A 23,604-nucleotide genomic window follows, 5' to 3' on the forward strand; every position below is an offset into this window, starting at 1 on the left:
CTATGAAATACCTGTTGTGCGGTGTGTTGCTGATGGTGACGGGCCAGGCCGGCGCCCAGGTGCCAAGCCTGCTGGCCAACTGCACGCGCAGCGCCAACCTGCTGGCGTGCGTCGACGCGCAGGGCAATGCCTACAGCGTCGCGACAGTGGGCAGCACTACGTATTTGCGGGGGTTCGAGGTGATCGGCAAACGCTATTGGGCACAGACCAGCAGCCGCTACGGGCAACTGACGTTCTTTACCGGGTTGGCGTCCGACGGTGAGGCGTGGGTGGGCTACACGCGGCGAGTGGGCTGGACCACCATCAACCGGTTTTCCAGTTCCGGTGGTGCCAGCGCCAAGTTCACCTGCAGCCGGATTACCGGCTGTTAGACCTGGCCGTTTTTCTGTTCCTGAACCCAGGCCATGTAGCTGTTCATCGGCGGGTTCTTCTGGAAGTAGTTTTTCAACCCGTCAAATAAACCGTCTGCCACCGCCTGTTGATGGCGCGCGGTGACCAGCCGCTGGGCGTCCTGGGTGTTGGAGATAAACCCGGTTTCCACCAGGATCGACGGCACGTCCGGCGACTTCAGTACTGCAAAGCCGGCCTGTTCCACACGCTTTTGATGCAGCGTGGTGATGCTTTGCAGGCTGCCCAGCACCGAGCTGCCCAGTTGCAGGCTGGAGGCGATGGTAGCGTTCATCGACATGTCGAGAATCACCCCGGCGAGCATCGGGTCCTTGTCCTTGAGATTGAGCAAGGTGGTGGCGCCCAACAGGTCGGCGCCGTTTTCCCGTTGTGCCATGAACCGCGCGGTGGCGGACGTCGCACCACCTTCGGACAACGCATAGACAGAGGCGCCAGACGCCGTAAGCCGCGGCGCCGCATCGGCGTGCACCGAGATAAACATGTCGGCCTTGTGCTGGCGGGCGATATCCACGCGTTTACGCAGCGGCACGAAGAAGTCGTCGTTGCGCACCAGCTTCACATCGAAGCCCTTCTCGCGCTTCAGACGCTTGGCCAGCAGTTGGGCGATGGACAGCACCACATCTTTTTCCCGCTGGCCCTTCGAACCGATGGCACCCGGATCCTTGCCGCCATGGCCTGGATCGACCACCACGATGATGTCGCGTTTCGGATGGGCCTTGTCCACCGGCGCCGCCAAGGGTGCAGGCGCTGCCGCGATTTGCTGAGGGGCATGGGTGGCGCTGGTCAGGTCCAGCACCAGGCGGTGGCCCTGGCCATCCTGCGGTGGCAGCAGAAAGCTATTGAGCTGCATCGGCGCCTTCAAATCCAGCACGATCCGCGTATCACCCTGGCCAAAGTGCCCCGAGCGAATCGAGGTGATGCCGCTGTTGGTCAGGGCCAGCTGGCTGAAATCACCGGTCAGCTTCGCGCCGCTCAAATCGATGATCAACCGCTCCGGCGCGGTCAGGGTAAAGGTCTTGTATTGCACCGGGCCGCTGAGATCCAGCACCAGCCGCAGCTTGTTATCCGAGCGCCACAGCCGTGCATTGCGGATCTGCGCGGCAGACACGCCAAAGGGCAAGGTGAACACCGCGCTGGCCAGCAGCAGGTTGAGGAGTTGACGTCTGTGCATGACTTACACCGCAAATAAAGGAGCTTCCGTACTCGACATGACTGAATAAAAGACAGAGCAGAAAAAATTTCGTCGACTCAATGGTTATAATATAACATGTCTTTTTATTTCCAACGATGGACCTGCTCATGAACGCGCTGACTCTGCCCGATATCGCCGCGCAGGCTTCACGCCAAGCCTTGCCGCTGGATTGGGTAGGCATGTGCGGCATTGCCCTGCCCATTCAGATCGACGGCCAGCGCCTCAGCGCCAAGGCTGATGCGGGCGTCAGCCTGGACGATGGCGAGGCCCGTGGCATTCATATGTCGCGGCTTTACCTGGCGCTGGAAATGCTTGAACAGCAGCCGCTTTCGCCAGCACTGCTGCGCAGTGTATTGCAACGTTTTCTCGACAGTCATGAAGGTTTATCCACAAATGCCTACCTGCGGATTCATGCAGACTTGCTGCTGAAACGTCCCGCGTTGGTCAGCCCGTTAGCCGGCTGGAAAAGCTATCCAGTGAGCATCGAGGCGCGTCTGGAAAACCAGATGTTCCACGTGGAACTAAAAATTGACGTTACTTACTCTTCAACCTGCCCTTGCTCGGCTGCCCTCGCCAGGCAATTGATTCAGCAGCAATTTATCGAAGACTTCGGTAACACACCGCTGCAACACGAAGACGTACTGACCTGGCTGGGCAGCGCCAACGGCATCGTCGCCACGCCCCACAGCCAGCGCAGCAGCGCGCTGTTGCAGGTCCGTCTTCAAGGCGATCAGCCCACACTGCCGCTGACGCAATTGATCGACGAAACCGAAGCCGCCCTCGGCACTGCCGTACAAACCGCCGTAAAGCGTGCGGACGAACAAGCCTTCGCCCTGGCCAACGGGCAGAACCTGATGTTCTGCGAAGACGCCGCCCGCCGCCTTAACCTCGCCTTGAAACGCTCGGATGCGGTCATTGCCTTCCACTTGAAAGTGATCCACGCCGAAAGCCTGCACGCGCACGATGCCGTAGCTGAAAGCCGCTGGACGAGACCTTCCGAATGATCACCTGCACCGCCTTGCGCTGGGGCGCTCCCGGCCAACCTCTCACCCCGGCTATAGATTTCACCCTGGAAAAAGGCAGCCTCACTGGCATCATCGGCGCCAATGGCACCGGCAAAAGCAGCTTGCTGAAAGTCATCGCCGGCCTGCAGAAGCCCCTGGCCGGGAAAGTGACGATTGATGTTCCACGCCGTGGTGGGCTGTCGTTTTTGCCCCAGCAACAGAACCTCGATCGCCAGTTTCCTATAAGCCTCGAAGAGTTGGTGGCGGCCGGCTTCTGGGGCAGCAAGCAACCCCCTGAACAACGCACCAAACGCCTGAGTGCCGTGCTCGAAGACTGGTGCCTCAGCGGCCTGGAGCATCGGCCGTTGATGGCGTTGTCGGGTGGCGAACTGCAACGCGCCCTGCTCGCTCGCATGAGCCTGGCCGAGTCGCCGATATTGCTGCTGGACGAACCCCACGCCGCCCTCGACGAAGACGGCCAGGCCCTGTGCTGGAAACACATTCACGCCTGGCACGACGAAGGCCGCACGGTGGTCGTGGTGTGCCATGACCTCGGCTCCGTGCGCCAACACACCCAGCAAGTGGTGCAGATCAAAAGCAGTGGCTGCGTATTCGGTTCAAGCAAAGAACTGATCCGCCCACAGCCTCAGATGCAGGTGGCCTGATGCACTTTGCCGCCCACCTGTGGATGCCGTTTCTCGACTTCGTTTTCATGCGCCGCGCCCTCGTCGGCGGATTGGTATTGGCATGCAGCACGGCGCCGCTGGGAGTGTTCCTGATCCTGCGGCGCATGAGCCTGATCGGTGACGCGGTGTCTCACGGCATCCTGCCCGGCGCCGCCCTGGGCTTCTGGTTTGCCGGCCTGAGCCTGCCCGCGCTGACCATCGGCGGCCTGGGCGCCGGCCTGAGCATGGCCGGCCTCGCCGCCTGGATCACCCGTCGCACGGGCCTTAAGGAAGACGCCAGCCTCGCCGCCATCTACCCGATTTCCCTGGCCAGCGGCGTGTTGATCCTCGGCCTCGCCGGCAAGCGCCTCGACCTGCTGCACCTGCTGTTCGGCTCGGCCCTGGCGGTCGACGGGCCGACCCTCACCGGCATGCTCTGGGTCTCGGGATTCAGCCTGATCGCCATGGTGGTGATCTACAAGCCACTACTGCTGGACACCCTCGACCCGCTGTTCCTGCAAACCGTCAGCCGCCTGGGCCCGCTGGCCCACGGCCTGTTTTTGACCCTGGTGGTGCTGAACCTGGTGATCGGCTTCCAGGCCATCGGCGCCCTGATGGTGGTCGGCTTGATGATGTTGCCGGCGATTGCTTCACGCTTCTGGAGCCGGCGCCTGCCGGTGTTGATCGCCATATCCGCGGTGCTGGGATGCCTGTCGGTGTGGCTTGGCTTGTTGCTGTCGTTCTACTACTCGCTGCCCAGCGGCCCGGCCATTGTGCTGGTGGCTGGCGGCTTGTACCTGCTGTCCGTGGTCTTCGGTCCGGTGCACGGCTTGCTGCGCCGCCCGCCTTTGCTTACATCCCAATGAGGTGTTTCCCGATGCGCGCTCTACTCGTGCTGTTCAGTGTGTTGCTGCCGCTGTCGTTCGCGACGGCCCAGGCTGCCGACAAGCTTCAGGTGGTTACCAGCTTCAGTATTCTTGACGACATGACCCACCAGGTCGGTGGCGATCATATCCAGATCAGCAACATGGTCGGCCCCGACGCCGACGCCCATACCTACGAACCAACGCCGGACGACGCCAAGGCGCTGCTCAAGGCCCGGGTGATCATCAAAAATGGTCTGGGCTTCGAGCCGTGGCTGGATCGACTGGTCACCAGCACCGAGACCAAGGCGACTGTGGTCACCGCCAGTAAAGGCGTGTTGTCCCACACCATGGAAGAGGACGGCGAGACCATCCCCGACCCGCACGCCTGGCACAACCTGGCCAACACGGTTATCTACGTGAACAACATCACCAAGGCGCTGATCGCTGCCGACCCGGCCAACAAGGCAGACTACGAGCACAACAGCCAGGTGTACCTGAAAGAAATCTACCGCCTGCTGGCTGAAGCCAAGGCCAAGTTCGGCGCACTGCCACCGGGCAACCGCCGCATCGTGACCTCCCATGACGCCTTCGGTTACCTGGGCCAGGCCTACGGTATCGAGTTCCTGTCGCCTCAAGGCCTGTCCACCGAGCGTGAACCGTCTGCCGCCGAAGTCGCCACGCTGATCACCCAGATCCGCAAGGACAAGGTCAAAGCCGTGTTCATGGAAAACATCAAGGACTCGCGCCTGCTCAAGCAGATCGCTGACGAAAGCGGCGCGCAAATCGGCGGCACGCTGTACTCGGACGCCCTGGCCGCAGAAGGCCCGGCAAGCACCTTTACCGGCCTGTTCGAATACAACCTCAACACTCTGTGCGCGGCCTTGAGCAAGCCATGACCCTGAGCATGCTCGACCTGGAAGGGGCTGCCGTCGGCAGCCGCTTTCCACTCGACCGCGTGCTCGACGCCCTGCCGTGGAACAGTGATGGCCTGATTGCCGCCATCGCCCAGCAACACGGCAGCGGCGAAGTGTTGATGCTGGCCTGGATGAACCGCCGGGCCCTCGACGAAACCCTGGCCACCGGGCAGGTCTGCTACTGGTCCCGCTCGCGCCAGCAACTGTGGCGCAAGGGCGAAAGCTCCGGCCACTGGCAACAGCTGGTGGAGGCGCGCCTGGATTGCGACGGCGACGCCGTGTTGCTGATCGTCGACCAGCAAGGACCGGCCTGTCACACGGGCCGGCCCACCTGTTTCTACAACGCCATCGAAGGCGGCCACGTACACATCATCACCGCGCCCCTCAAGGAGCCAGACCCATGATCCGCAAAAACCCTTCCGGCGATCTGCCCGTGATTGCCGAATCGGCCTACGTCGACAAAACCGCGATCATCTGCGGCAAGGTGATCATCGGCGAAAACGTATTTGTCGGCCCTTACGCGGTGATCCGCGCCGACGAAGTCGACGCCAACGGCGACATGGACCCGATCACCATCGGCGCCAATTCGAATATCCAGGACGGCGTAGTCATCCACTCAAAATCCGGCGCCGCCGTGACCATTGGCGAGTTCACCTCCATCGCTCACCGCTCCATCGTCCACGGCCCCTGCACCGTCGGTAACCGGGTATTCATCGGCTTCAACAGCGTGCTGTTCAACTGCGTCGTCGGCGACGGCTGCGTGGTGCGCCACAACTCCGTAGTCGACGGCCGCGACTTGCCCGATGCGTTCTACGTGCCCTCCACCACCCGCATCGGCCCCAACACCGACTTGTCCCAATTCCCGCCGGTGAGTGTCAGCGCTTCGGAGTTTTCCGAAGACGTGGCGCGCACCAATGTCGACCTGGTACTGGGTTACAAAGCCCTGCAAAACGAGTTCTGACCATGAGCCGCCTGCTGATCCGCAACGCCCGCCTGGTAAACGAAGGCCAGACATTCGAGGCCGACCTGCTGGTCGCCAATGGCCGTATCGAGAAGATCGCCAGCAGCATCGACAACGCCAATGCCGCGGTGGAAATCGATGCCCAAGGCCAGTGGCTGCTGCCGGGGATGATCGACGACCAGGTGCACTTCCGTGAACCCGGAGCGCCGGACAAAGGCAGTTTCTACAGCGAGTCACGCGCGGCGGTGGCCGGTGGCATCACCAGTTTCATGGACATGCCCAACACCAGTCCGGCGACCCTGAACCTGGAAGCCCTGGCTGACAAGAAGCGCCGCGCGGCGCTGCATTCGGTGGCCAACTATGGTTTTCACTTCGGGGTGAGCAACGACAACCTCGACACCGTGGCCGCCCTGGACCCGCGGGAAGTCGCCGGCGTCAAAGTATTCATGGGTGCCTCCACCGGCAATATGCTGGTGGATGATCCGAAGATTCTCGAACGTCTGTTCGCCGAGGTGCCGACTATTCTCCTGGCCCACTGCGAGCACACACCCAGCATCCAGGCCAATGAACAGCGGATGCGTGAGCGCTTCGGCGAGCACATACCGACCGTGGCTCATCCGCTGATTCGCGACGCCGAGGCGTGCTATCGCTCATCGTCTTTGGCGGTGGAGCTGGCCAAGCGGCATGGCACGCGCCTCCATGTGCTGCACATCACCAGCGCACGCGAGCTGGCGCTGTTCGAAGACAAGCCCCTGGCGGAAAAACGCATCACGGCGGAAGTCTGCCTGCATCACTTGTTGTTCGATGACCGCGACTACACGCGCCTGGGCCACCAGATCAAATGCAACCCGGCGATCAAGACACGCGCCGACCGCAACGCCCTGCGCCTGGCGTTGTTGAGTGATCGTCTGGATGTGATCGGCAGTGATCATGCGCCCCACACCTGGGCGCAAAAACAGCTGCCGTACCGCGAAGCGCCGTCAGGCTTGCCGCTGGTGCAACACGCCCTGCCGGCGCTGCTGGAATTGGTGGCCGACGGGCTGCTGCCGCTGACCACGCTGGTGGCAAAAACCAGCCATCGCGTCGCGGACTTGTTTGCAATCCCTGATCGAGGCTATCTGCGGGAAGGTTATTGGGCCGACCTGGTGCTGATCCAGCCCGAGCCCCACGGCAAGCCCGTCAGTGGCCAGCCGATCCTGGCGCGCTGCGGCTGGACGCCCTTTGCCGAACGCAGCTTCCGGCACAGCGTCAGCACCACGCTGGTCTCCGGCCACGTGGCCTGGCACGACGGGCGCGTGCACGACAGCTGCCAGGGTTTGCCGCTGCATTTTCAGCGCTGAAGAGAGTCCGGAACTGACAATCCAATCAACTGTGGGAGCTGGCTTGCCTGCGATGCGAGCGACTCGGTTTTTCAGTGAGACCGAGGTGATGCAATCGCAGGCAAGCCAGCTCCCACACTTGGGTGCGGTGGTTCTTAAGCGCGGGGTTTGACGGTGCCGCAGTTGCTGCCCAGCCACTGCGCGTGGGTGTCCAGGCTGCCCTTCTGCTGCACGCCGGTGGCGTTGAAGGTGCCGTTAACCGTGGTGGTGAATTCCTGCTGGCTCTGGAAGGTTGCCACGCCAGTGCCCTGGGCTTTCGGGCAGCTGAAGCGGAATTTCCACTGGTTGCCGGTCTTGTCCGTCACTTCCTGCTTGCAGCCCGATTGGGGGTCGGTCAGCGGGATGGAGTCGGACGCCACCTGGGCTTGTGTCAGGCACACCTGCACGCCTTTGCCGGCCATGGTGATGCCTTGTTTCTCGAGCATGGCGCGCTGTTCCGGGGTCATCTGTTGCTTGAGCTGACCGAGGATCAACGACAAGTCCGGCAGGTCCTGGTTATCGACCTTCATGTTGCTGGTGGTCAATTCCCACAAACCCGGCGCCAGCATCTGCGCTTGCGCCGCCACGGGCAGCGTTAAACCAACAACCATGGCCAAACCAAGCAGACGAGCATTCATCGGGTAACTCCTGGGTAATTGTCGGCGTTAGACGCCGCAAAAACGCCAGTGTTGCACAGCAAATAAAATAGCGACATTCGGGGCCGAACATGGTCTGTTAGGCACTTGTTTGTCAGGAGTACCGTTGTCCATGGATTTCTTTGGCCCGCACCTGCTCGCCTATTTCATTGCCACGCTGCATTTTCTGGGCACCCTTGCCGCCATCCACGCGGTGCTGACCGTCAGGACCGCCCAAGGCTCGATTGCCTGGGCCTTGTCGCTGATGTTCATTCCTTACCTGACGCTGATTCCCTACCTGATCTTCGGCCGCAGCACCTTCGACGCCTACATTCAGGCGCGACGCCAGGCCAACCAGGAAATGCACAAGGCGATCACCGAGCTGAACTGGCGCCCGTGGGTCGAAGAAGCGCTGGCCGCGCGCAACTCCCAGGCCTACGCCTCGCTGCGGGCCATGCCCAAGCTGGGGCGCATGCCGTGCCTGGCGAACAATCAGGTGCGCTTGTTGATCAATGGCGAGGCCACGTTCGGCGCGATTTTCGAGGCGATCCGGTCGGCAAAGACCGCCGTACTGTTCCAGTTTTTCATCATTCATGACGACGAACTCGGCCGCCAACTGCACACCTTGCTCAAGGAAAAAGCCGCCCAAGGCGTGTCGATTTTCGTGCTGTACGACCGCATCGGCAGCCACGCCCTGCCCCATCGTTATGTGCAGTCGCTGCGGGACGCCGGGGTGCAGGTCAAGGCCTTCGCCACCCGCAGTGGCTGGCTAAACCGCTTCCAGGTCAACTTCCGCAACCACCGCAAGATCGTGGTGGTCGATGGCATCACCGGGTTTGTCGGCGGGCATAACGTCGGCGATGAATACCTGGGCAAGAAACCGCCCCTGGCGCCGTGGCGTGACACCCATGTGCAGGTCAGCGGCCCGGTGGTGGCGTGCTTGCAGGAGTCGTTTGCCGAGGATTGGTTCTGGGCTGCGCGGGAGTTGCCGCCGCTGCTGCTGCCGGATACCTACCCGGATGACGGCGTGCTCTGCCAATTGCTGGCCAGCGGGCCGGCGGATCCTTATGAAACCTGTTCGCTGTTTTTCGTCGAGGCGATTCACGCGGCGACCGAGCGGGTGTGGATCACCAGCCCGTATTTCATTCCCGATGAGGCGGTGTTTTCTGCCCTGAGGCTGGCGGTGTTGCGCGGCGTCGATGTGCGCCTGTTGCTGCCGTCGCGGCCCGATCACCGCATCGTCTATGCCGCTTCCAGCCTGTATGCGATCGAAGCGGTGCGCGCCGGGGTTCGGGTCTTCCGCTACACGCCCGGGTTCCTGCATCAGAAAGTGGTGTTGGTAGACAGCGAAATCAGCGCCATCGGCAGTGCGAACCTGGATAACCGTTCGTTCCGGCTGAATTTCGAAGTGATGTTGCTGACGGTGGATGACACCTTCGCCAGCCAGGTGGAGCGCATGCTGCTGGACGATTTCGCCCTGGCCCATGAAATCAGCCAGGAAGAAAACCGCCAGACCCACCGCCTGCAACAGCTTGGCATGCGGGTCGCACGGCTTATCTCTCCAATCCTGTAGGAGCGAGCTTGCTCGCGAAAAACGTTAACGATGACGCGTTTATTCTGGATAAACGCGGCGCCCTCCGGTTTTTCGCGAGCAAGCTCGCTCCTACAGGCACAGAGGTTTACTGGTACAAGTCATCCCGTGTCCACGGCAGCTCATGGCTACCATCGGCATGGGGTTTCACCGCCAGAATCTGATGCAGGTTGATCCAGCCCCGGGCAAACGCATAGGCACAGCCAGCCAGGTACAGCCGCCAGATGCGCAAGGCCTGCTCCGGCACCATCTTGCCCGCCGCCTCCAGGTTGTCTTCCAGGCGCTCGCTCCAGTGATCCAGCGTGCGCGCGTAATGCAGGCGCAGGCTTTCGACGTCGACCACTTCCAGCCCCACTTCGCTGATCTCGGCGGTCATCATCGCCAGGTGCGGCAACTCGCCATTGGGAAACACATAACGCTCGATAAAGTCCCCGGCGCCACGGCCCACCGGCCGGCCATCGGTATGCTTGGCGGTAATGCCGTGGTTCATCACCAGGCCGCCCTCACGCACCGAGCCGTTTAGAATCTTGCAGTACTCCGCCAGGTTGGCGTGGCCCACATGTTCAAACATGCCCACGCTCACCACCTTGTCGAAGCGGCCATCCTGGGGCAAATCGCGGTAGTCCAGCAGTGTCAGTTCGACCTGGTCTTCCAGGCCTTCGGCTTTCACTCGCTCTTGAGCCAGCTCAAGCTGTTCCTTGCTCAGGGTGATGCCGAACACCTTGACCCCGAATTCCCGCGCGGCATACCGCGCCAGCCCGCCCCAACCGCAGCCCACGTCGAGCAAATACTCCCCCGGCTGCAGCCGCAATTTGCGGCACAGGTGGCGAAATTTGTCTTGTTGGGCCTGGTCGAGGGATTCGCTGCCGGTCTCGAAATACCCGCAGGAATAGGCCATGTCGCGGTCCAGCCAGAGCTGGTAGAACTCGTTGGACAGGTCGTAATGGTAGGAAATAGCGGCTGCGTCAGTTGCCTTGTCGTGGATCGAGCGCACCGGACGAGTGTCCTCGTCGTCATCCACCAGGGCATGACTCAACTCGTCAACCACCCTGATCACTTCGGAAATGGAGCCTTCCAGCTCCAGTTTGCCCTCTACGAAGGCTTCGCCCAGTGAATTGAGCGTCGGATGGCTAAGCGTTGAAACCATCATGGGGTCCTTGACCACAATGGTGACACTGGGATCCGGGCCCAGGTTGAATTCATGGCCGTCCCAGAGTCGAAGACGCAGCGGTAGCTTGAGATTCTGTAAGGCCGGTGGAAGTTGCGCGAGCATGAGTAGTCCCCCCTTGTTTCAGACGTCTGAAATGAGGGTAGACCATCCACGGAAAAATTAGCAGGCTATCGAAACGATAGCCCTTTTCTATGGTGCCCGCCGCTGGAGCAAGCCGTCCTGGATCCACTGTTTCAGCCAGGTAACCGCCTGCAATGGCGCGCCCTCCTGATAAGTGACTGCCAGCTCGGTACACAGTTCGGAAAAATTCCAGCCGGTGGTGGCCATGCCCGCCAGCGCGCTGGCTTCAGCCGACTCCAGGCTGCGGTATTGGCAGACATTCTGGTGGCGCCACACCAGGCACACCTGCGCCAATGGCAAGGCCTCGCTGCCAGGGAAGTCCCATTCGCCCTTGCTGGCGCGCCAGATGCCCAGGCTGTTGAAATCACACAGCACCTGCTGCACCGAGGGCGCCAACTGGACCTGCAACCCTGGCCAGTCTTCCGGCGGCAGTGTTGCCATGTCTTGCACGGTCAGCGGCTCGCCTTGCGGCGCGTCAAAGGCCAGGGTGAATGCCCATTCCAGCCGTGCCAGCTCGGCCAGCGGTGCGCCCTGCTCGGGAAAATGCTCGAGGATAAACCCCGGGAAACGCTCGCCAAACCAGCGCAGGCTGTAATGAGCCGAGGGATAACGGCGGGTATAGGCCGAACCCATCTGCGCAAACTCATCGTCCCCCAGCCAGTACCACACGGCGCTGAAGTCATCCCGCAGTACTTCCAGCAGCCGCGCGTGATAGGCGTTGTGGTAAATCGCCAGGCCCGTCTCGACATCCAGGGTCGGGCCACCGATCAAGGTGGCGCTGAAGCCTTTGTCGGCCGTGAACGTCGGCGCCAGCAAATGCTGCTCGAACGCCAATTGCCAGTCGATCAGGCGCATAACGCCCTCCTGTCCAATGCGCTGGCGCCCAGTTCGCGAGCTTTGGCCAGTTCGTCGAGCAGCTCCTGGAACGGCGGGAAATGGTCATCGCGCTCCAGCAAGGTGGAGACCGGCCCAAGGTGTTCCAGCGTCTGCTGATACAGCGCCCACACCGGATCGCAAACCGGGTGGTCATGGGTGTCGATCACGTAGTCGCCGTAATCCATGTGCCCGGCCAGGTGCAGTTGGCGGATGCTTTCGGGCGGCAGGTTGCGGATAAATTCCCAGGCGTCGAACCCGTGATTGCGTGAGCTGACGTAGACGTTATTCACGTCCAGCAACAGCTGACAGCCGGTGAGATGGGTCAGGGCGTTGAGAAACTCCCACTCGGTAAACTCGTCCGCCTTGGAGCGCACGTAGCTGGAGACGTTTTCCAGCACGAAAGGACGCTGCAACACGTCCTGCACTTGCCGTACGCGACCGGCAACGTGGTACAGGCTTTCTTCGGTATAAGGCAGTGGCAGCAGGTCATGCAGCTGGTGCGCGTTGCCACGGCTCCAGCACAGGTGATCGGAAATCCACGCCGGCTGGATGCGCTCGGCGAGCTGCTTGAGTTGTTTCAGGTAATCGATATCGAGGGCATGGGGCCCGCCGATGGACAGGGACACACCATGCATCACCAGGGGATAACGCTCGGCTATCGCATCCAGGTAGTACAAGGCCTTGCCGCCCTGGACCAGATAATTCTCGGAGATCACTTCGAACCAATCCACCGCCGGCGATTGTTCAAGGATCTGCTGGTAGTACTCGCTGCGTAAACCCAGGCCGTAACCCAGGCTCGGAAGGGAGGCGGACATAAAACACTCCTGGGGAAAGTGTCCGCAGCGGCGGGGGCCCCGCTGCGGTGGCACTCGGTGGTCGGTTACTCGCCGACTTTGCCGCCTTTCTGGTCGCACATGGCTTTGCTCATCGACAAGAAGCCCTGGCCTTTGCAAGAACCCATGCCTTTGCAAGCGTGGTCTTTGGTCTTGCAGTCGTTCTGGCCTTTGCAGGCGTTGACGCCATAGCAATGGATCGGCGCGTCTGCTGCCTGCACCTGGGTAGCAACACCAGCAAACATGCCGGCAGCAGCGAAAGCGAGGGCGGCACCAGCAGCAGCGGATTTGATGTTCATTGTGTATTCCTCATGATCGATTGTGGAGTCGGTCTGAACGGATTGTTCAGTCTCGACATAGCACTAGAGTGAGGTCCCCCCATGGCGTTACAGCGAGGCTGAAAAAATTTTAAAATTTATTCGTCGAGCTTCAACAGCGGCTCCTGAAAGCGCAACAAACGCCCCGCATTCCCCAGCACCAGCAGCGTGCTGAGGTTGTGCAACACCGCCGCAATCATGGCGCCCGCCGCGCCCAGCCAGCCGAATGCGGCGAACACCACGATGGCCAGCGTCCAGCCCAGGCCGATGATCACGTTGACCTGCAATGTGTGCCGGCATTGGCGACTCAAGCGCACACACGTGCCCAGGCGCCGCAGGTCGCTGCCGATCAGCACCACGTCTGCCGACGCCAGGGCGATATCCGCCCCGCCCGCGCCCATTGCCACGCCGACCACACCGGCCTTGAGCGCCAGGGAATCGTTGATCCCGTCACCCACCACCATGGGCCGGAAGCCGCTGCCGATTTCGCCCAATACGCGGTTGAGTTTGTCTTCCGGCAGGGCCTGGGCCTCGACGTCGCTGATGCCCACTTCCAGTGCCAGGCTGTCGGCCACGCTTTGGCGGTCGCCGGTCAGCAGCAGTTGGCGACCGAGACCCAATTCACGCAGCTCCTTCATCGCTTGGCGGGCTTCAGGTTTCACGCTGTCCGCCAGCAGCAACCAGGCGAGGAATTGTCCGTTCAACGCCAACCCGGCAATCGGGCCATCATGAGTGGGAACTGCCGTGGTCGCGATGCCCAGTTGCTCAAACAATTCCGGCCGGCCAAGAGCCGCTTCGCCCTGCTCCGTCTTCGCCACCACACCGAGGCCCTGACGCTCACGAATATCCGACAGCACCAGCATTTGCTCCTGAGTCGCCAACCCCGCCAACGCCCGGCTGACCGGATGGCTGCTGGCCGAGCCGAGGCTGGCCGCCAGATTCAGCAACACCTGCCGATCCGGCTCGCGGGTGTCGATGGACTGCAAACGCAGGGTGCCAAACGTCAGGGTGCCGGTCTTGTCGACCACCAGTGACGTCAGGTCCGCCAACTCTTCAAGAAACGCCGAGCTGCGAATCAGAATCCCATGACGAGCTGCGACGGCAATTCCCGCAATCGCCGTGGCCGGTGCCGACAACACCAGCGCACACGGGCACGCCGCCACCAGCACCGCAAGCATCGCCTGGGCGTCATTGGTGACAAACCAGGTGACCGCCGCCAGCAACAACACCAGCACCATGTAGCTGCCGGCGTAGCGCTCCAGCAGCCGGGTGATCGGCGGCTTGGAGCGTTCGGCGCTCTGCATCAGGGCGATGACTTTGCCCAGGGTCGACTCATTGCCGGTGCGGGTCACTTCAAGGCGCAGCAAGCCGTCAAGGTTGATCGCGCCGCCAAACACCTGCACGCCCACACTCGCCTCCAGCGGCACCGATTCGCCCGTGATCGGCGCGGTGTCGAGGCTGGCCTGGCCCGACAGCACCACGCCGTCGGCAGGCACCCGGTCGCCAGCGCGCACTTCGACGATATCGCCGGTCTTCAGGATGCCGTTGTCGACTTCCAGAATCGTGCCGTCCGCCTGCACCAGGCGCGCGTGGCTGCGGGTCAGTTTGCCCAGGGCATGAATCGCTTCCTGGGAGCCGATGACGCTGCGCTCTTCCAGCACATGGCCGAAGATCATGATGATCGGCAGCAGCGCGGCGGTCAGCAGGTCACCGGTGGCCCAGGCGCCGAGCATCGCCAGGGCGATCAGTTGGTCGGTGATGCCATGCAGGCTCGGATAACGCAGGCTGTACCAGGCCGAGCGCATCACGGGCACAGCCACCAGCAACGAGGCAACGCCCAGCAGCAATTGGCTGACGCCGGTCTGGTCCGGCGCCAGCCAGCGCCATACCAGGCCCAGGCTGAGCAGGCCCAGGGCGAGCATCGCCAGGGTCAGTTGCCGCGCGGCGCTGCGTTGTTCGGCCGATGAGAGCATCGGGGCGGCGTGGGCAGTCATTGTTCGGCTCCCTGAATGATCAGGCGGGAATCGTCTTTAGGGTCCACCGTGGTCACGGAACCGGCCTGGCCGAGAATCTTCGGCAGGCGTTCGCGGTACAGGCGCAGCAACAGGCCTGGGTCCTTGACCTGGGCCAGGCTGGCGACGGTGGCGGTTTGCGCCCGGGCGTTGGACAGGCGCTCGCTGGCCTGGGCGTGGGCCACCTGCACGGCGCGGTCGGCGTCCTGATTGGCGGTCTGGGTGAGTTTTTCCGCGTCTGTGCGGGCATTGGCCACGGCCTTGTCGGCTTGCTGGCTGGCAGTCAGCACCGCGTTAAAAGCGTTAACTGCCGGGCCCGGCAGACTCGATTGCACATCGACCCGGGTGACTTCGATGCCCAGGCCAAGACCGGTGGACGCAAGGTCAGCCAGGCGTTGATTGATGCCTCGCACCAGATCACCGCGCAGCCGCTCGCGACGTTCGGCCGCCTGGTTGTCGGCGCCGATCAGCTCGGGGCGCGCCACCAGGATGGTGTCCAGATCCCGCGCGGCGGTCAGCACCACGGCGCTGCGGGTGACCAGCCGATCCAGCGCCGGCAGCACGTGATCGCCCTGCAACACAAAAGCGTAAGGCTCGGTGACCTTATAGAAGACCCGCACATCCAGCTGCACCACGCCGGCATCGCCGGTCAGCAGGTAACCGGAGCCGGCCAGGGCGTCGCTCAGGGGCGTAGCAAAACTGGCCACGCGGTCGGCTTGCGTGGCCGCATCGGAACGCAGCAGGTTTTCCACCCGGCGCTCGATCACCCGGTCCGCTGCAGGCAACAGCACCACTTGTTCAAACGGGCGCGGCCAGGCCAGCAGCAGCCCGGCATTCTGAATCCGGTCCAGCGCGCCGAAGTGCAGCACCACGGCGCGGTTCTGCGGGTCGATCTGCCGTACGTTGGAAAACGCCCACGCCAACGCGGCCAATACCGTCACCGCATACAGCGCCAGGAACGTCAGCCGTCCAGCCTGGATCCACGGGCTGTCGAGGCTTTCCCGCTCACTCATGGCTGGACATCCTTCGGCCCGTCCACCAGTGCGCGGAACGGTGCAGCGTCGGTGCGCAGGATAATTTTGGTGCCCGGCGTAACCACGGTGCCGAGGGTGTCGAGGGAGCGCAGCAGGTTATACAGCTGCGGGTTGCCGGCGTAGGCACGGCCATAAATCTGTGCGGCTTCCACCCGGGATTGCGCTTCGATATCAGCGGCTTTCACCGTGGCGTCCGCCTGGACGATCCGCGCATCACGCTCGGCGGCAGAGCGAATCTGCGCCGCTTCACGCTTGCCCACCGCGGTGCGTTCGGTGGCGATGGTCTCGCGTTCGGCGCGCATGCGGTCGACGGTGGCGGCCAGTGTCACCGAGGGCAAGGTCAGCCGCTCAACGCCAACCTGCACCACGCGCACGCCATAGGTGGTGAGCAATTGTTGATCAATCTGCTGGCGCAACTGCGCTTCAAAATCGGCGATGCGCACTTGGCTGGCATCGGTGTTCACCAGGTTGGCCAGGTCGAAACTGGCGGCGGTGGTTTCCAGCGCCGAACCGACGAAGGTGCGAATCTGCCGCGCCGCTTCATCCGGCTGGTTCTGCACCGCACGCATAAAACGCTGCACATTGTCGGGGTCGCCCTGCACCTGCCAGGCCACGTAGGCCTGCACGATGATCCGCAGGCCATCGCGGGTGCCCACATCCTGCAAACCGCTGGAAGTGGTGCGCAGGCGCAGGTCTACCGGAATCGCCGCTTCAAACGGCGCCGGCCAGCGCCAGCCCAGGCCCGGCTCCAGCAGCACCCGCGACGGGTTGCCGAAGCGGGTAATCACCGTGGCTTCGCCGGAACGCACCTGCACCAGGCTCGCCGCAGCCACGGCAAACAGCACCAGCAACACCGCCCAGCCCATGCGCCGCCAAGGGAACGGGCCGGCTTCCTGTTCATCGTCGTGATGGTGATGATGATGGCCGTGGTGGTGACCATGGCCTGCGTGATCGTGAGAATGAGCGCTCAACAGATGAACTCCTTATTGAACGGCTTTACGCGGCACCGCAGGGTCGGCCGGTAAGGTAAAGGAACGCAGATCGATGGTCGGTGCGCCACTGGCGCCCAGGCGATGATCAAGAATGAGTAATTTGGCGTGGGCCAGGCCCAGGCTCAGTTGGCTCAGGTACTGCTCCAGCACGAAGGCCTGGCCAGCTTGTTGATAGGCCTTTTGTTCGGCGCTGAAACGCAGGTCCGCCGCCTGGGCGCCGGCACTGACCTCATGGGCCGTGGCCTGGGCCTGGTCGCGGGCGGTGCTGGCTTGCAGCAACGCCTGGTTGGTCTGCTCGCTGGCGGCGCCGCGCTCCCGGGAGATCAGCGCCTGGGCACCGATCTGCGCCGCTTGCACCGCGTGGTAGGCATTGGCCGCACCGGAAGGTGGGTGAATGGCTTCCACCACGGTGGCGAGGATTTCCACGCCGCTGTCGAGTTTCTTCAGGTCCGCCTGCACCGCCTGGCCAATTTCGTCGGCGAGGCTGTTGCGTTGTTCGCCGAGCAACTCGTCGAGGGTTCGCGAGGCAAATTCGTGAACCAGGATACGGCTGGCGGTGCTGCGGATCAGCGTGGGCACATCGGCACTGTTATAGGTGGCCGCGAGTGCCGCCTGGTCGCTCAGGCCGATGCGGTACACGAAGCGCACATCCATATTGACGATCTGGAAGCTCTGCTTGTCGCCGCTGCTGCTGGCGATTACCTGGGATTTGTCATTCACATGGCTGGCGTCCCACAGGCGGTTGGCGATCAACGGCGCCGGGCCTTCGGCGGGTGCGACGTCGGTGGTCGCCGCTTCGCCAACGCTGGTGGCCAGTTCATGGACCACACCGTTTTCCACGTTCAGCACCCGGCCCAGCGGCCACGGCAAACCGGCATGCAGGCCAGGCCCGAAGACCTCCACCGGCTTGCCAAAGCGTTCATAAATCCCACGGCTTTGTAGGGCGACTTCATGCACGCCGGTCAGCATCCAGCCTACGGCCAGCACCACCACCAGCACCGGCAGGAACGCCCGGCGCATGTAGGTAAAGGCCCAGATCTGCCGCAGGTCGATGCCGAAACGGTTGTGCAATTCATGCTGCAGGGCGAGCAACGGTTGCGGCGGCCAGCGCAGCATCCCGGCGATAAAACTCTGCGCCATCAGCCGTGGCTCAAGGCGCTCCTGGCGCGGGCTGAACAGCGACAGCAGGCCTCGCAGCAGAAACTCCAGCGCCACCAGGGCCGGCAACAGGCCGATCAACACCGCCAGGCGCAACGGCCACACGGATTCTTCCCCGGCAAACAGCAGACAAATCGCACTGATCACCAGGCAAATAATTGCCACCCGGCTCAATTGCGCCAGTTGCGCCGCTTCCGGCCATTGGGCGGTGCTTTCCTGGGCCATACGCCGTTCAAACACCAGCAGGCCGAAGGCCAGCGCCAGAGCGATAGCCGCGCCCACGCTGGCAGCCTGGCCCACCGCTGCGGCGGGCAATGTCAGGCTCCAGAATTCCAGGACGCTGAACAGCGCCAGCAACGACCAGCCGCACAGCCAGAACACCGGCGCGCCAATCTGCGTCAGCAAGCCGCTACCGACGCGGCCGAACAGACGGTTGAGCCAACCGGAGTCTTCTGCCGGCAGCGGCGGTTCGATCAGCAGCGACGTCGGTTCCTCCAGCGCCATGGCCCGCCAGTCCGCGACCCACCACGCCGATTGCAGTCCGGCCACCAACACCAGCAATGCCGAGGCACAGTTGATCAGCACCACCGGCCAGATCGACAGCGGGGCGAACAGCGCCACAAACAGTGCCAGCATCCAGCCGCCAACCGCCAGCACCGTCAGGCCAATGCCGGCCTGCCTTAACCGGCGGGCATGAAACAACCCTTGCTGAAAACGCGGCAGCCCTTCAATAGCCACGTCATCAGCGTCCAGATCCACTCGCATCCCCAAACGCCCACCAAGAAACAATTGGTTACCCTATAACGCGGGGCGTGAAATTTTTGTTTGGTCATTGCAAAACATACGAATTCCCTAGCGTAGAGAGTCTCCTTGCTCTGCTAACAAGTACACCACCTAACCGAACGGTCAGTTGTTTGGTCCAGGGTTATTTAGCAGCATCTTTCCCCCGCCATTCAGGCTCCCTCTTGAATCAACACTTTTACAGTGTTCGAGCGCGCTTGAGCGCGAGAAAAGGAAAGACAATGGACAGCCCAAAAATAGAGCGCGCGATATGAGGCGCTGCAATATCACCGTGGGGGCGAAAACCACGGCAGGCGGCACCGTGCTGACCGGCTGCAACCGGGCCAATATCGGGGGCCAGCCCATATCCCGGGAAGGTGATTCGGTGCTGTGTCCCGCTTGCGGCACCACCGGTTTCATCGCCAATATCGGCTCGTATCAGTCGGAAATATGGGACGGCAGACAAGCCGCCCTTGATGGCGATTTATGTATCTGTAAATGCACGCCACCGCCGGTACTGATCGCTAACCAAAATGTTTTTGGGCAGCGGTTCAGTGTTGGGCAACTTGAACAGATGTCTGCGGTTGCTACTCCTCGATCCATCCCGGTTGCCCCTGCCTCTTACGCCTCCCCCGGCACAATGACTCGACCCGCTAGCGACTGTGTCTTCGCCAAGTCTTGCGTTTCAGTGCCTCCCGGTTCTATCGCCGCAGGCGTGCCCCCCGAACGTGCGGTGAATTTTGGCTCTGCGGCACTGATGGGCTCGACGGGAACCACTGGCTCGGTAGGCCGTGTTGCGGGAGTGTTGGGGGCTGATCTTGGGTCATGGGCGGTTCGCAGACTCACCGGGGCGGCTGCCGGAGCCGGTTCGGCGTTGAATGTTGTGATGTTGGCCTTTTGGCCACGGGATATCGGTGATTCGACGCTGTACAGCCCGGAGCAATTGGCAGGCATGCGGGTTGCCAGTACCCGGGTGCGCTTCCAGTTTCGTCTGGATGAGGCTGGGGACACGCGAGTTTACGGCTTGCATACGCGGCCCGGCAGTGGCGCGGATCGTGTGCCAGTGACAGAGGCCCGATGGAACGCAGAAAAGAGCGCAATGGTGGCGGTGCTGGACGGTATTTCCATCACCTGGGCGCCGAATAACGGCCCGGTGGTGAATGCGCCAACGCCTTATCCGGGTACGCCGGAAAGGCTGGATAACTTGCTGGTGCATCCGATTCCGGTGGGGCAGGAGACGGGGATTACGCACTATCCCGGACGGGATGCTGAGGACGTTACCTGGCAAGACACGATTATCACGTTCCCTGCAGATTCTGGTGTGCCGCCGTTGTATTTGGTGTTTGCCAAGCCGGCGGTGAAACCTTTGGAGGTAGATACTTACGGTGCGTTCAGCGGACGGCCGCGTAATGGACTGCATCTGGATCACATGCCTTCACGGGCGGCTCTGACACACTACTTGAGGAAACTGAGAAAACTATCCTCAGACGAGATTTATACCGTTATGAAGTCCGTTGCCAGCATCGCTATTCCCGCCCATATTCATCAAAAGTACAGCGAAACTTACGGCTGGAGAAATACCAAAACCAAGCAACAACTTGACGCGCGCTATCTACGCGGGGCGGTAGATAGCAACTTTGATGCGATCAAACCCTACATGCTCGAGAATGGTTTCTCCAATGCGGACCTTGAAGAAGCCCGCACCAAAATGCACAAAACTAATGAAGATCAGGGGTGGTACTGATGGTGGATGCAGAAAAAATTCAGCATTGGGTGACAGCACTCGGTCGTGAGTACCACGAACTTGTGAGGGAGGGTACTGGTTCTGGCGCCCCCCTGATGCCACTGTTTGAAGATGATGACAACGAAGACTTGATCCAAAAGCCAATTGCCGGCATCGAACTTTGGTTCTCGGCGGACACCCATCGTCTGAAAGAAGTATTGATCATCTTGGTGCAGACCGTAGGCCAGCCCGTCTATATCGGCCAACTGCCCGCTCCATTCACATTGAACATGGACCAGAGCTTCATACGTAACGTTCTGGGAACACCAATGGACTCCATTCCTCCGGCCAGACTTCCCGGTGTTCTGGGAATACAAGGCGGCTCTGACACCTATGCCATGGATCAAAAAACTCACCTCAACGTCAAGGTGACATTCAGCTACCTCGAAAACCTTGTTGTGAACAACATCTGTTTCTCCCTGATAACTGAAGGGCATGACTAAGTCCCCAGAAACACGAGCCATCACTGGTTTCAGCCGTGATAAATCGGCACACTCCCCACAGTTTTTCGCGGGCTTACGGACAAGGAAGCGTCACTCCCCATGATTTCGATCTATCAGCTTAAACCGCGTTTTCAGAACCTGCTGCGTCCGCTGGTGCAGCGCCTCTACGACAACGGTACCACCGCCAACCAGATCACCGTGCTCGCCGGGGTGGTTTCCCTGCTGGTGGGATTGCTGATCGCCAGCTTTGCTCAACATGTGTGGCTGTTTGCGCTGATCCCGCTGTGGATGATCCTGCGCATGGCCCTCAACGCCATCGACGGCATGCTCGCCCGGGAATTCGGCCAGCAGTCGCGACTCGGCGCCTACCTCAATGAACTGTGTGACGTGATCGCCGACAGCGCGCTGATCCTGCCGTTTGCGCTGATCCCCGAGGTCAGCCTGGCGCCGGTACTGCTGGTGACGCTGCTGGCGGTGTTCAGCGAGTACGCCGGCGTGCTCGGGCCGATGGTCGGGGCTTCCCGGCGCTACGACGGGCCCATGGGCAAGAGCGATCGGGCGTTTGTGCTCGGTGTGCTGGCCACCGGCGTGGCGCTGGGCTGGCTCGGTGCCGGTTGGGTCGACGCGGTGATGTGGCTGGTCGCGGCGTTGCTGGCCTACACCCTGGTCAACCGCGTGCGCCAAGGTTTGAAAGAAGAAACGAACATCTCCCCTTCTGCATAAGGATTTTGCGATGCGTGAACAGCAAGAGCACACCTTCAGCACCCATGACGGGGTGGAGCTTTTCTACCGTCACTGGCCCGCCACCGCACCGGCGGGCTTTGCGCCGCGCAAGGCGATCGTGCTGTTCCATCGCGGCCACGAGCACTCCGGACGCATTGCCCACCTGGTGGACGAACTCAACCTGCCGGAATTCGACTTCTTCGCCTGGGACGCCCGCGGCCACGGCCAATCCCCCGGCGAACGCGGCGACAGCCCCAGCTTCGCCACCAGCGCCCGGGACGTGCAGACCTTCGTCGACCATATCGGCGCCACCTACAGCATTGAGGAAGAGAACCTCGCGGTGATCGCCCAAAGCGTCGGCGCGGTGATCGCGGCCACGTGGGTGCACGACTACGCGCCGAAGATTCGCTCGCTGGTGCTCGCCTCCCCGGCATTCAAGGTCAAGCTCTACGTGCCCTTCGCCCGCCCGGGCCTGGGGTTGATGCGCAAGTTTCGCGGCAACTTTTTCGTCAACAGTTACGTCAAGGCCAAGTTCCTGAGCCATGACCCGGAGCGCGTGGCGTCCTACGACACTGATCGGCTGATTACCAAAGCCATCTCGGTGAATGTGCTGCTGGGCCTGTACGAAGCGGCCGACCGGGTTGTAGCCGATGCCCAGGCGATTCAGGTGCCCACCCAGCTGTTGATCTCCGGCTCGGACTTTGTGGTGCACCGCAAACCCCAGCAGCAGTTTTTCGACCGCCTCGGCAGCTTGAAGAAAGAACTGCACATCCTGCCCGGTTTCTTCCACGACACCCTCGGTGAGCGTGACCGCGCCGTGGCGTTGAACAGCGCCCGGCGCTTTATCCTGCAGAACTTCGAGCACCCGCTGGACCGCGCCAACTTGCTGGATGCCGACAAGATAGGCCTGACCTGCGCCGAATCCGAATCCCTGGCCGCACCGTTGCCGCGCAACTCGCCGCGCGACCTCTACTGGCGCATGACCCGCGCCAGCATGGGCCTGGGCAGCAAGCTGTCGGATGGCGTGAAGCTCGGTTTCGACACCGGCTTCGACTCCGGCAGCACCCTGGACTATGTGTACCGCAATACGCCCACCGGCAAAGGCGGGCTGGGGCGGATGATCGACACCAACTACCTGAACTCCATCGGCTGGCGCGGCATTCGCCAGCGCAAGTTGAACGTGGAAGAGCTGCTGCGCCTGGCGATGGGCAAGTTGCGTGATGAGCAGAAGGAAGTACGCATCGTCGACATCGCCGCCGGGCATGGTCGGTACATTCTGGAAGCCTTGCAGGGCGTTTCGCCGTTGCCGGAATCGATCCTGTTGCGGGACTACAGCGACATCAACGTGCGGGACGGTGGCGCGCTGATTCGTGAGAAAGGCCTGGGCGACATCGCCCGGTTCGTCAAAGGCGATGCGTTTGACCGGGCAGACCTGGCGGCGCTGGAACCCAAGCCGACGCTGGCGGTGGTGTCCGGGCTGTATGAGCTGTTTGCGGATAACGCGATGGTCGGTGGCTCGCTCGCCGGCCTGGCAGAAGCTGTGGAGCCCGGTGGTTACCTGGTGTACACCGGCCAACCGTGGCACCCGCAACTGGAACTGATCGCCCGCGCCCTCACCAGCCACCGTCAGGGCCAAGCCTGGGTGATGCGCCGGCGCAGCCAGGCGGAAATGGACCAATTGGTGGAAGCCGCCGGTTTCCGCAAGATCACCCAACGCGTGGATGAATGGGGGATTTTCAGCGTGTCCCTGGCGCAGCGGGTCTGACCC

General features: G+C 62.1%; 23 protein-coding genes. 13 read left to right on the forward strand and 10 right to left on the reverse strand.

All coding sequences use genetic code 11. From position 1 onward, the window contains the following. Positions 1-2: 2 nt before the first annotated feature. Positions 3-371: a glutamine synthetase gene (locus V3W39_RS09755; RefSeq protein ID WP_177043645.1), complete on the forward strand. Its 369-nt coding sequence runs from the start codon at positions 3-5 to the stop codon at positions 369-371. Here the strand turns inward: V3W39_RS09755 and V3W39_RS09760 are convergent. Continuing rightward, a complete protein-coding gene (locus V3W39_RS09760; protein WP_177130126.1) occupies positions 368-1,579 on the reverse strand; it encodes an N-acetylmuramoyl-L-alanine amidase in 1,212 nt (403 codons plus the stop codon). The genes V3W39_RS09755 and V3W39_RS09760 overlap by 4 nt on opposite strands. A gap of 128 nt (positions 1,580-1,707) precedes the next feature. Between V3W39_RS09760 and folE2 the strand changes: the two genes are divergently transcribed. The 7 genes from folE2 to V3W39_RS09795 are packed head-to-tail and all read left to right on the forward strand — an operon-like array spanning position 1,708 to position 7,350. Continuing rightward, entirely contained in the window at positions 1,708-2,604 is an 897-nt protein-coding gene (gene folE2 / locus V3W39_RS09765; RefSeq protein WP_177079127.1) for a GTP cyclohydrolase FolE2, read from the forward strand. Beyond that, a complete protein-coding gene (locus V3W39_RS09770) occupies positions 2,601-3,269 on the forward strand; it encodes a metal ABC transporter ATP-binding protein (protein ID WP_177112336.1) in 669 nt (222 codons plus the stop codon). The genes folE2 and V3W39_RS09770 overlap by 4 nt, the downstream gene beginning before the upstream one ends. After that, positions 3,269-4,135 carry a metal ABC transporter permease gene (locus tag V3W39_RS09775; protein ID WP_063033778.1) on the forward strand — a complete coding sequence of 289 codons (867 nt, stop codon included), beginning with the start codon at positions 3,269-3,271 and terminating at the stop codon, positions 4,133-4,135. The genes V3W39_RS09770 and V3W39_RS09775 overlap by 1 nt, the downstream gene beginning before the upstream one ends. Before the next feature lie 11 nt (positions 4,136-4,146). Further along, a complete protein-coding gene (locus tag V3W39_RS09780) occupies positions 4,147-5,031 on the forward strand; it encodes a metal ABC transporter substrate-binding protein (protein WP_177043641.1) in 885 nt (294 codons plus the stop codon). Continuing rightward, the gene (gene hisI / locus V3W39_RS09785) at positions 5,028-5,453 is read left to right on the forward strand and encodes a phosphoribosyl-AMP cyclohydrolase (RefSeq protein ID WP_177043640.1); all 426 of its coding nucleotides are present in this window, start codon (positions 5,028-5,030) and stop codon (positions 5,451-5,453) included. Before V3W39_RS09780 ends, hisI begins: the two co-directional genes overlap by 4 nt. After that, a complete protein-coding gene (locus V3W39_RS09790) occupies positions 5,450-6,010 on the forward strand; it encodes a gamma carbonic anhydrase family protein (protein ID WP_177043639.1) in 561 nt (186 codons plus the stop codon). The genes hisI and V3W39_RS09790 overlap by 4 nt, the downstream gene beginning before the upstream one ends. A gap of 2 nt (positions 6,011-6,012) precedes the next feature. Beyond that, positions 6,013-7,350, forward strand: a complete 1,338-nt coding sequence (locus tag V3W39_RS09795) for a dihydroorotase (protein WP_330212549.1) — start codon at positions 6,013-6,015, stop codon at positions 7,348-7,350. Between the two features lie 134 nt (positions 7,351-7,484). On the opposite strand, the gene V3W39_RS09800 is transcribed toward V3W39_RS09795, so the two are convergent. Then, positions 7,485-8,006 carry a DUF3617 domain-containing protein gene (locus V3W39_RS09800; protein WP_010168411.1) on the reverse strand — a complete coding sequence of 174 codons (522 nt, stop codon included), beginning with the start codon at positions 8,004-8,006 and terminating at the stop codon, positions 7,485-7,487. 130 nt (positions 8,007-8,136) lie between these two features. Here V3W39_RS09800 and cls point away from each other — a divergent pair, with 130 nt between their 5' ends. Further along, positions 8,137-9,576 (forward strand): cardiolipin synthase, encoded by a 1,440-nt coding sequence (gene cls, locus V3W39_RS09805; protein WP_330212550.1) that lies wholly within the window; start codon positions 8,137-8,139, stop codon positions 9,574-9,576. A gap of 106 nt (positions 9,577-9,682) precedes the next feature. Here the strand turns inward: cls and cfaB are convergent, their stop codons facing one another. The 8 genes from cfaB to hflK (V3W39_RS09845) form a co-directional block, all read right to left on the reverse strand. Continuing rightward, a complete protein-coding gene (gene cfaB / locus V3W39_RS09810) occupies positions 9,683-10,867 on the reverse strand; it encodes a C17 cyclopropane fatty acid synthase CfaB (protein WP_330212551.1) in 1,185 nt (394 codons plus the stop codon). An 87-nt stretch (positions 10,868-10,954) separates the two neighbouring features. Next, complete coding sequence (locus V3W39_RS09815) at positions 10,955-11,740, reverse strand: DNA-binding domain-containing protein (protein WP_330212552.1); 786 nt, start codon at positions 11,738-11,740, stop codon at positions 10,955-10,957. Next, positions 11,731-12,576: an MNIO family bufferin maturase gene (gene bufB / locus V3W39_RS09820; RefSeq protein WP_177043634.1), complete on the reverse strand. Its 846-nt coding sequence runs from the start codon at positions 12,574-12,576 to the stop codon at positions 11,731-11,733. The genes V3W39_RS09815 and bufB overlap by 10 nt, the downstream gene beginning before the upstream one ends. A 65-nt stretch (positions 12,577-12,641) precedes the next feature. Further along, positions 12,642-12,893, reverse strand: coding sequence for a BufA2 family periplasmic bufferin-type metallophore (gene bufA2 / locus V3W39_RS09825; protein WP_177043633.1), 252 nt, complete (start codon positions 12,891-12,893; stop codon positions 12,642-12,644). 116 nt (positions 12,894-13,009) lie between these two features. Then, the gene (locus V3W39_RS09830) at positions 13,010-14,905 is read right to left on the reverse strand and encodes a cation-translocating P-type ATPase (protein WP_177079122.1); all 1,896 of its coding nucleotides are present in this window, start codon (positions 14,903-14,905) and stop codon (positions 13,010-13,012) included. Then, complete coding sequence (hflK, locus tag V3W39_RS09835; RefSeq protein ID WP_177043631.1) at positions 14,902-15,936, reverse strand: protease modulator HflK; 1,035 nt, start codon at positions 15,934-15,936, stop codon at positions 14,902-14,904. The genes V3W39_RS09830 and hflK (V3W39_RS09835) overlap by 4 nt, the downstream gene beginning before the upstream one ends. Next, positions 15,933-16,931 (reverse strand): protease modulator HflC, encoded by a 999-nt coding sequence (hflC, locus tag V3W39_RS09840; protein ID WP_330212612.1) that lies wholly within the window; start codon positions 16,929-16,931, stop codon positions 15,933-15,935. The genes hflK (V3W39_RS09835) and hflC overlap by 4 nt, the downstream gene beginning before the upstream one ends. Before the next feature lie 9 nt (positions 16,932-16,940). Then, positions 16,941-18,872 (reverse strand): protease modulator HflK, encoded by a 1,932-nt coding sequence (hflK, locus tag V3W39_RS09845; protein WP_330212553.1) that lies wholly within the window; start codon positions 18,870-18,872, stop codon positions 16,941-16,943. A 337-nt stretch (positions 18,873-19,209) separates the two neighbouring features. On the opposite strand from hflK (V3W39_RS09845), the gene V3W39_RS09850 reads away from it, so the two are divergent. The 4 genes from V3W39_RS09850 (at position 19,210) to V3W39_RS09865 (ending at position 23,601) form a co-directional block, all read left to right on the forward strand. Continuing rightward, the gene (locus V3W39_RS09850) at positions 19,210-20,631 is read left to right on the forward strand and encodes an S-type pyocin domain-containing protein (RefSeq protein ID WP_442968397.1); all 1,422 of its coding nucleotides are present in this window, start codon (positions 19,210-19,212) and stop codon (positions 20,629-20,631) included. After that, positions 20,631-21,113, forward strand: a complete 483-nt coding sequence (locus V3W39_RS09855) for a DUF6392 family protein (protein ID WP_218171053.1) — start codon at positions 20,631-20,633, stop codon at positions 21,111-21,113. Before V3W39_RS09850 ends, V3W39_RS09855 begins: the two co-directional genes overlap by 1 nt. 99 nt (positions 21,114-21,212) lie before the next feature. Further along, positions 21,213-21,836: a CDP-alcohol phosphatidyltransferase family protein gene (locus V3W39_RS09860; RefSeq protein ID WP_330212555.1), complete on the forward strand. Its 624-nt coding sequence runs from the start codon at positions 21,213-21,215 to the stop codon at positions 21,834-21,836. A gap of 10 nt (positions 21,837-21,846) precedes the next feature. After that, positions 21,847-23,601, forward strand: coding sequence for a bifunctional alpha/beta hydrolase/class I SAM-dependent methyltransferase (locus V3W39_RS09865; protein ID WP_330212556.1), 1,755 nt, complete (start codon positions 21,847-21,849; stop codon positions 23,599-23,601). The last annotated feature ends 3 nt before the right edge of the window (positions 23,602-23,604 follow it).

This window comes from Pseudomonas sp. Z18(2022) (assembly GCF_036346535.1).
GTDB lineage: Bacteria > Pseudomonadota > Gammaproteobacteria > Pseudomonadales > Pseudomonadaceae > Aquipseudomonas > Aquipseudomonas yamanorum_A.

Bases quoted from the DNA above. Each gene is read 5' to 3' on its own strand.
- V3W39_RS09755 (WP_177043645.1), top strand. From the start codon at position 3: ATGAAATACCTGTTGTGCGGTGTGTTGCTGATGGTGACGGGCCAGGCC.
- V3W39_RS09760 (WP_177130126.1), bottom strand. From the start codon at position 1,579: ATGCACAGACGTCAACTCCTCAACCTGCTGCTGGCCAGCGCGGTGTTC.
- folE2 (WP_177079127.1), top strand. From the start codon at position 1,708: ATGAACGCGCTGACTCTGCCCGATATCGCCGCGCAGGCTTCACGCCAA.
- V3W39_RS09770 (WP_177112336.1), top strand. From the start codon at position 2,601: ATGATCACCTGCACCGCCTTGCGCTGGGGCGCTCCCGGCCAACCTCTC.
- V3W39_RS09775 (WP_063033778.1), top strand. From the start codon at position 3,269: ATGCACTTTGCCGCCCACCTGTGGATGCCGTTTCTCGACTTCGTTTTC.
- V3W39_RS09780 (WP_177043641.1), top strand. From the start codon at position 4,147: ATGCGCGCTCTACTCGTGCTGTTCAGTGTGTTGCTGCCGCTGTCGTTC.
- hisI (WP_177043640.1), top strand. From the start codon at position 5,028: ATGACCCTGAGCATGCTCGACCTGGAAGGGGCTGCCGTCGGCAGCCGC.
- V3W39_RS09790 (WP_177043639.1), top strand. From the start codon at position 5,450: ATGATCCGCAAAAACCCTTCCGGCGATCTGCCCGTGATTGCCGAATCG.
- V3W39_RS09795 (WP_330212549.1), top strand. From the start codon at position 6,013: ATGAGCCGCCTGCTGATCCGCAACGCCCGCCTGGTAAACGAAGGCCAG.
- V3W39_RS09800 (WP_010168411.1), bottom strand. From the start codon at position 8,006: ATGAATGCTCGTCTGCTTGGTTTGGCCATGGTTGTTGGTTTAACGCTG.
- cls (WP_330212550.1), top strand. From the start codon at position 8,137: ATGGATTTCTTTGGCCCGCACCTGCTCGCCTATTTCATTGCCACGCTG.
- cfaB (WP_330212551.1), bottom strand. From the start codon at position 10,867: ATGCTCGCGCAACTTCCACCGGCCTTACAGAATCTCAAGCTACCGCTG.
- V3W39_RS09815 (WP_330212552.1), bottom strand. From the start codon at position 11,740: ATGCGCCTGATCGACTGGCAATTGGCGTTCGAGCAGCATTTGCTGGCG.
- bufB (WP_177043634.1), bottom strand. From the start codon at position 12,576: ATGTCCGCCTCCCTTCCGAGCCTGGGTTACGGCCTGGGTTTACGCAGC.
- bufA2 (WP_177043633.1), bottom strand. From the start codon at position 12,893: ATGAACATCAAATCCGCTGCTGCTGGTGCCGCCCTCGCTTTCGCTGCT.
- V3W39_RS09830 (WP_177079122.1), bottom strand. From the start codon at position 14,905: ATGACTGCCCACGCCGCCCCGATGCTCTCATCGGCCGAACAACGCAGC.
- hflK (WP_177043631.1), bottom strand. From the start codon at position 15,936: ATGAGTGAGCGGGAAAGCCTCGACAGCCCGTGGATCCAGGCTGGACGG.
- hflK (WP_330212553.1), bottom strand. From the start codon at position 18,872: ATGCGAGTGGATCTGGACGCTGATGACGTGGCTATTGAAGGGCTGCCG.
- V3W39_RS09855 (WP_218171053.1), top strand. From the start codon at position 20,631: ATGGTGGATGCAGAAAAAATTCAGCATTGGGTGACAGCACTCGGTCGT.
- V3W39_RS09860 (WP_330212555.1), top strand. From the start codon at position 21,213: ATGATTTCGATCTATCAGCTTAAACCGCGTTTTCAGAACCTGCTGCGT.
- V3W39_RS09865 (WP_330212556.1), top strand. From the start codon at position 21,847: ATGCGTGAACAGCAAGAGCACACCTTCAGCACCCATGACGGGGTGGAG.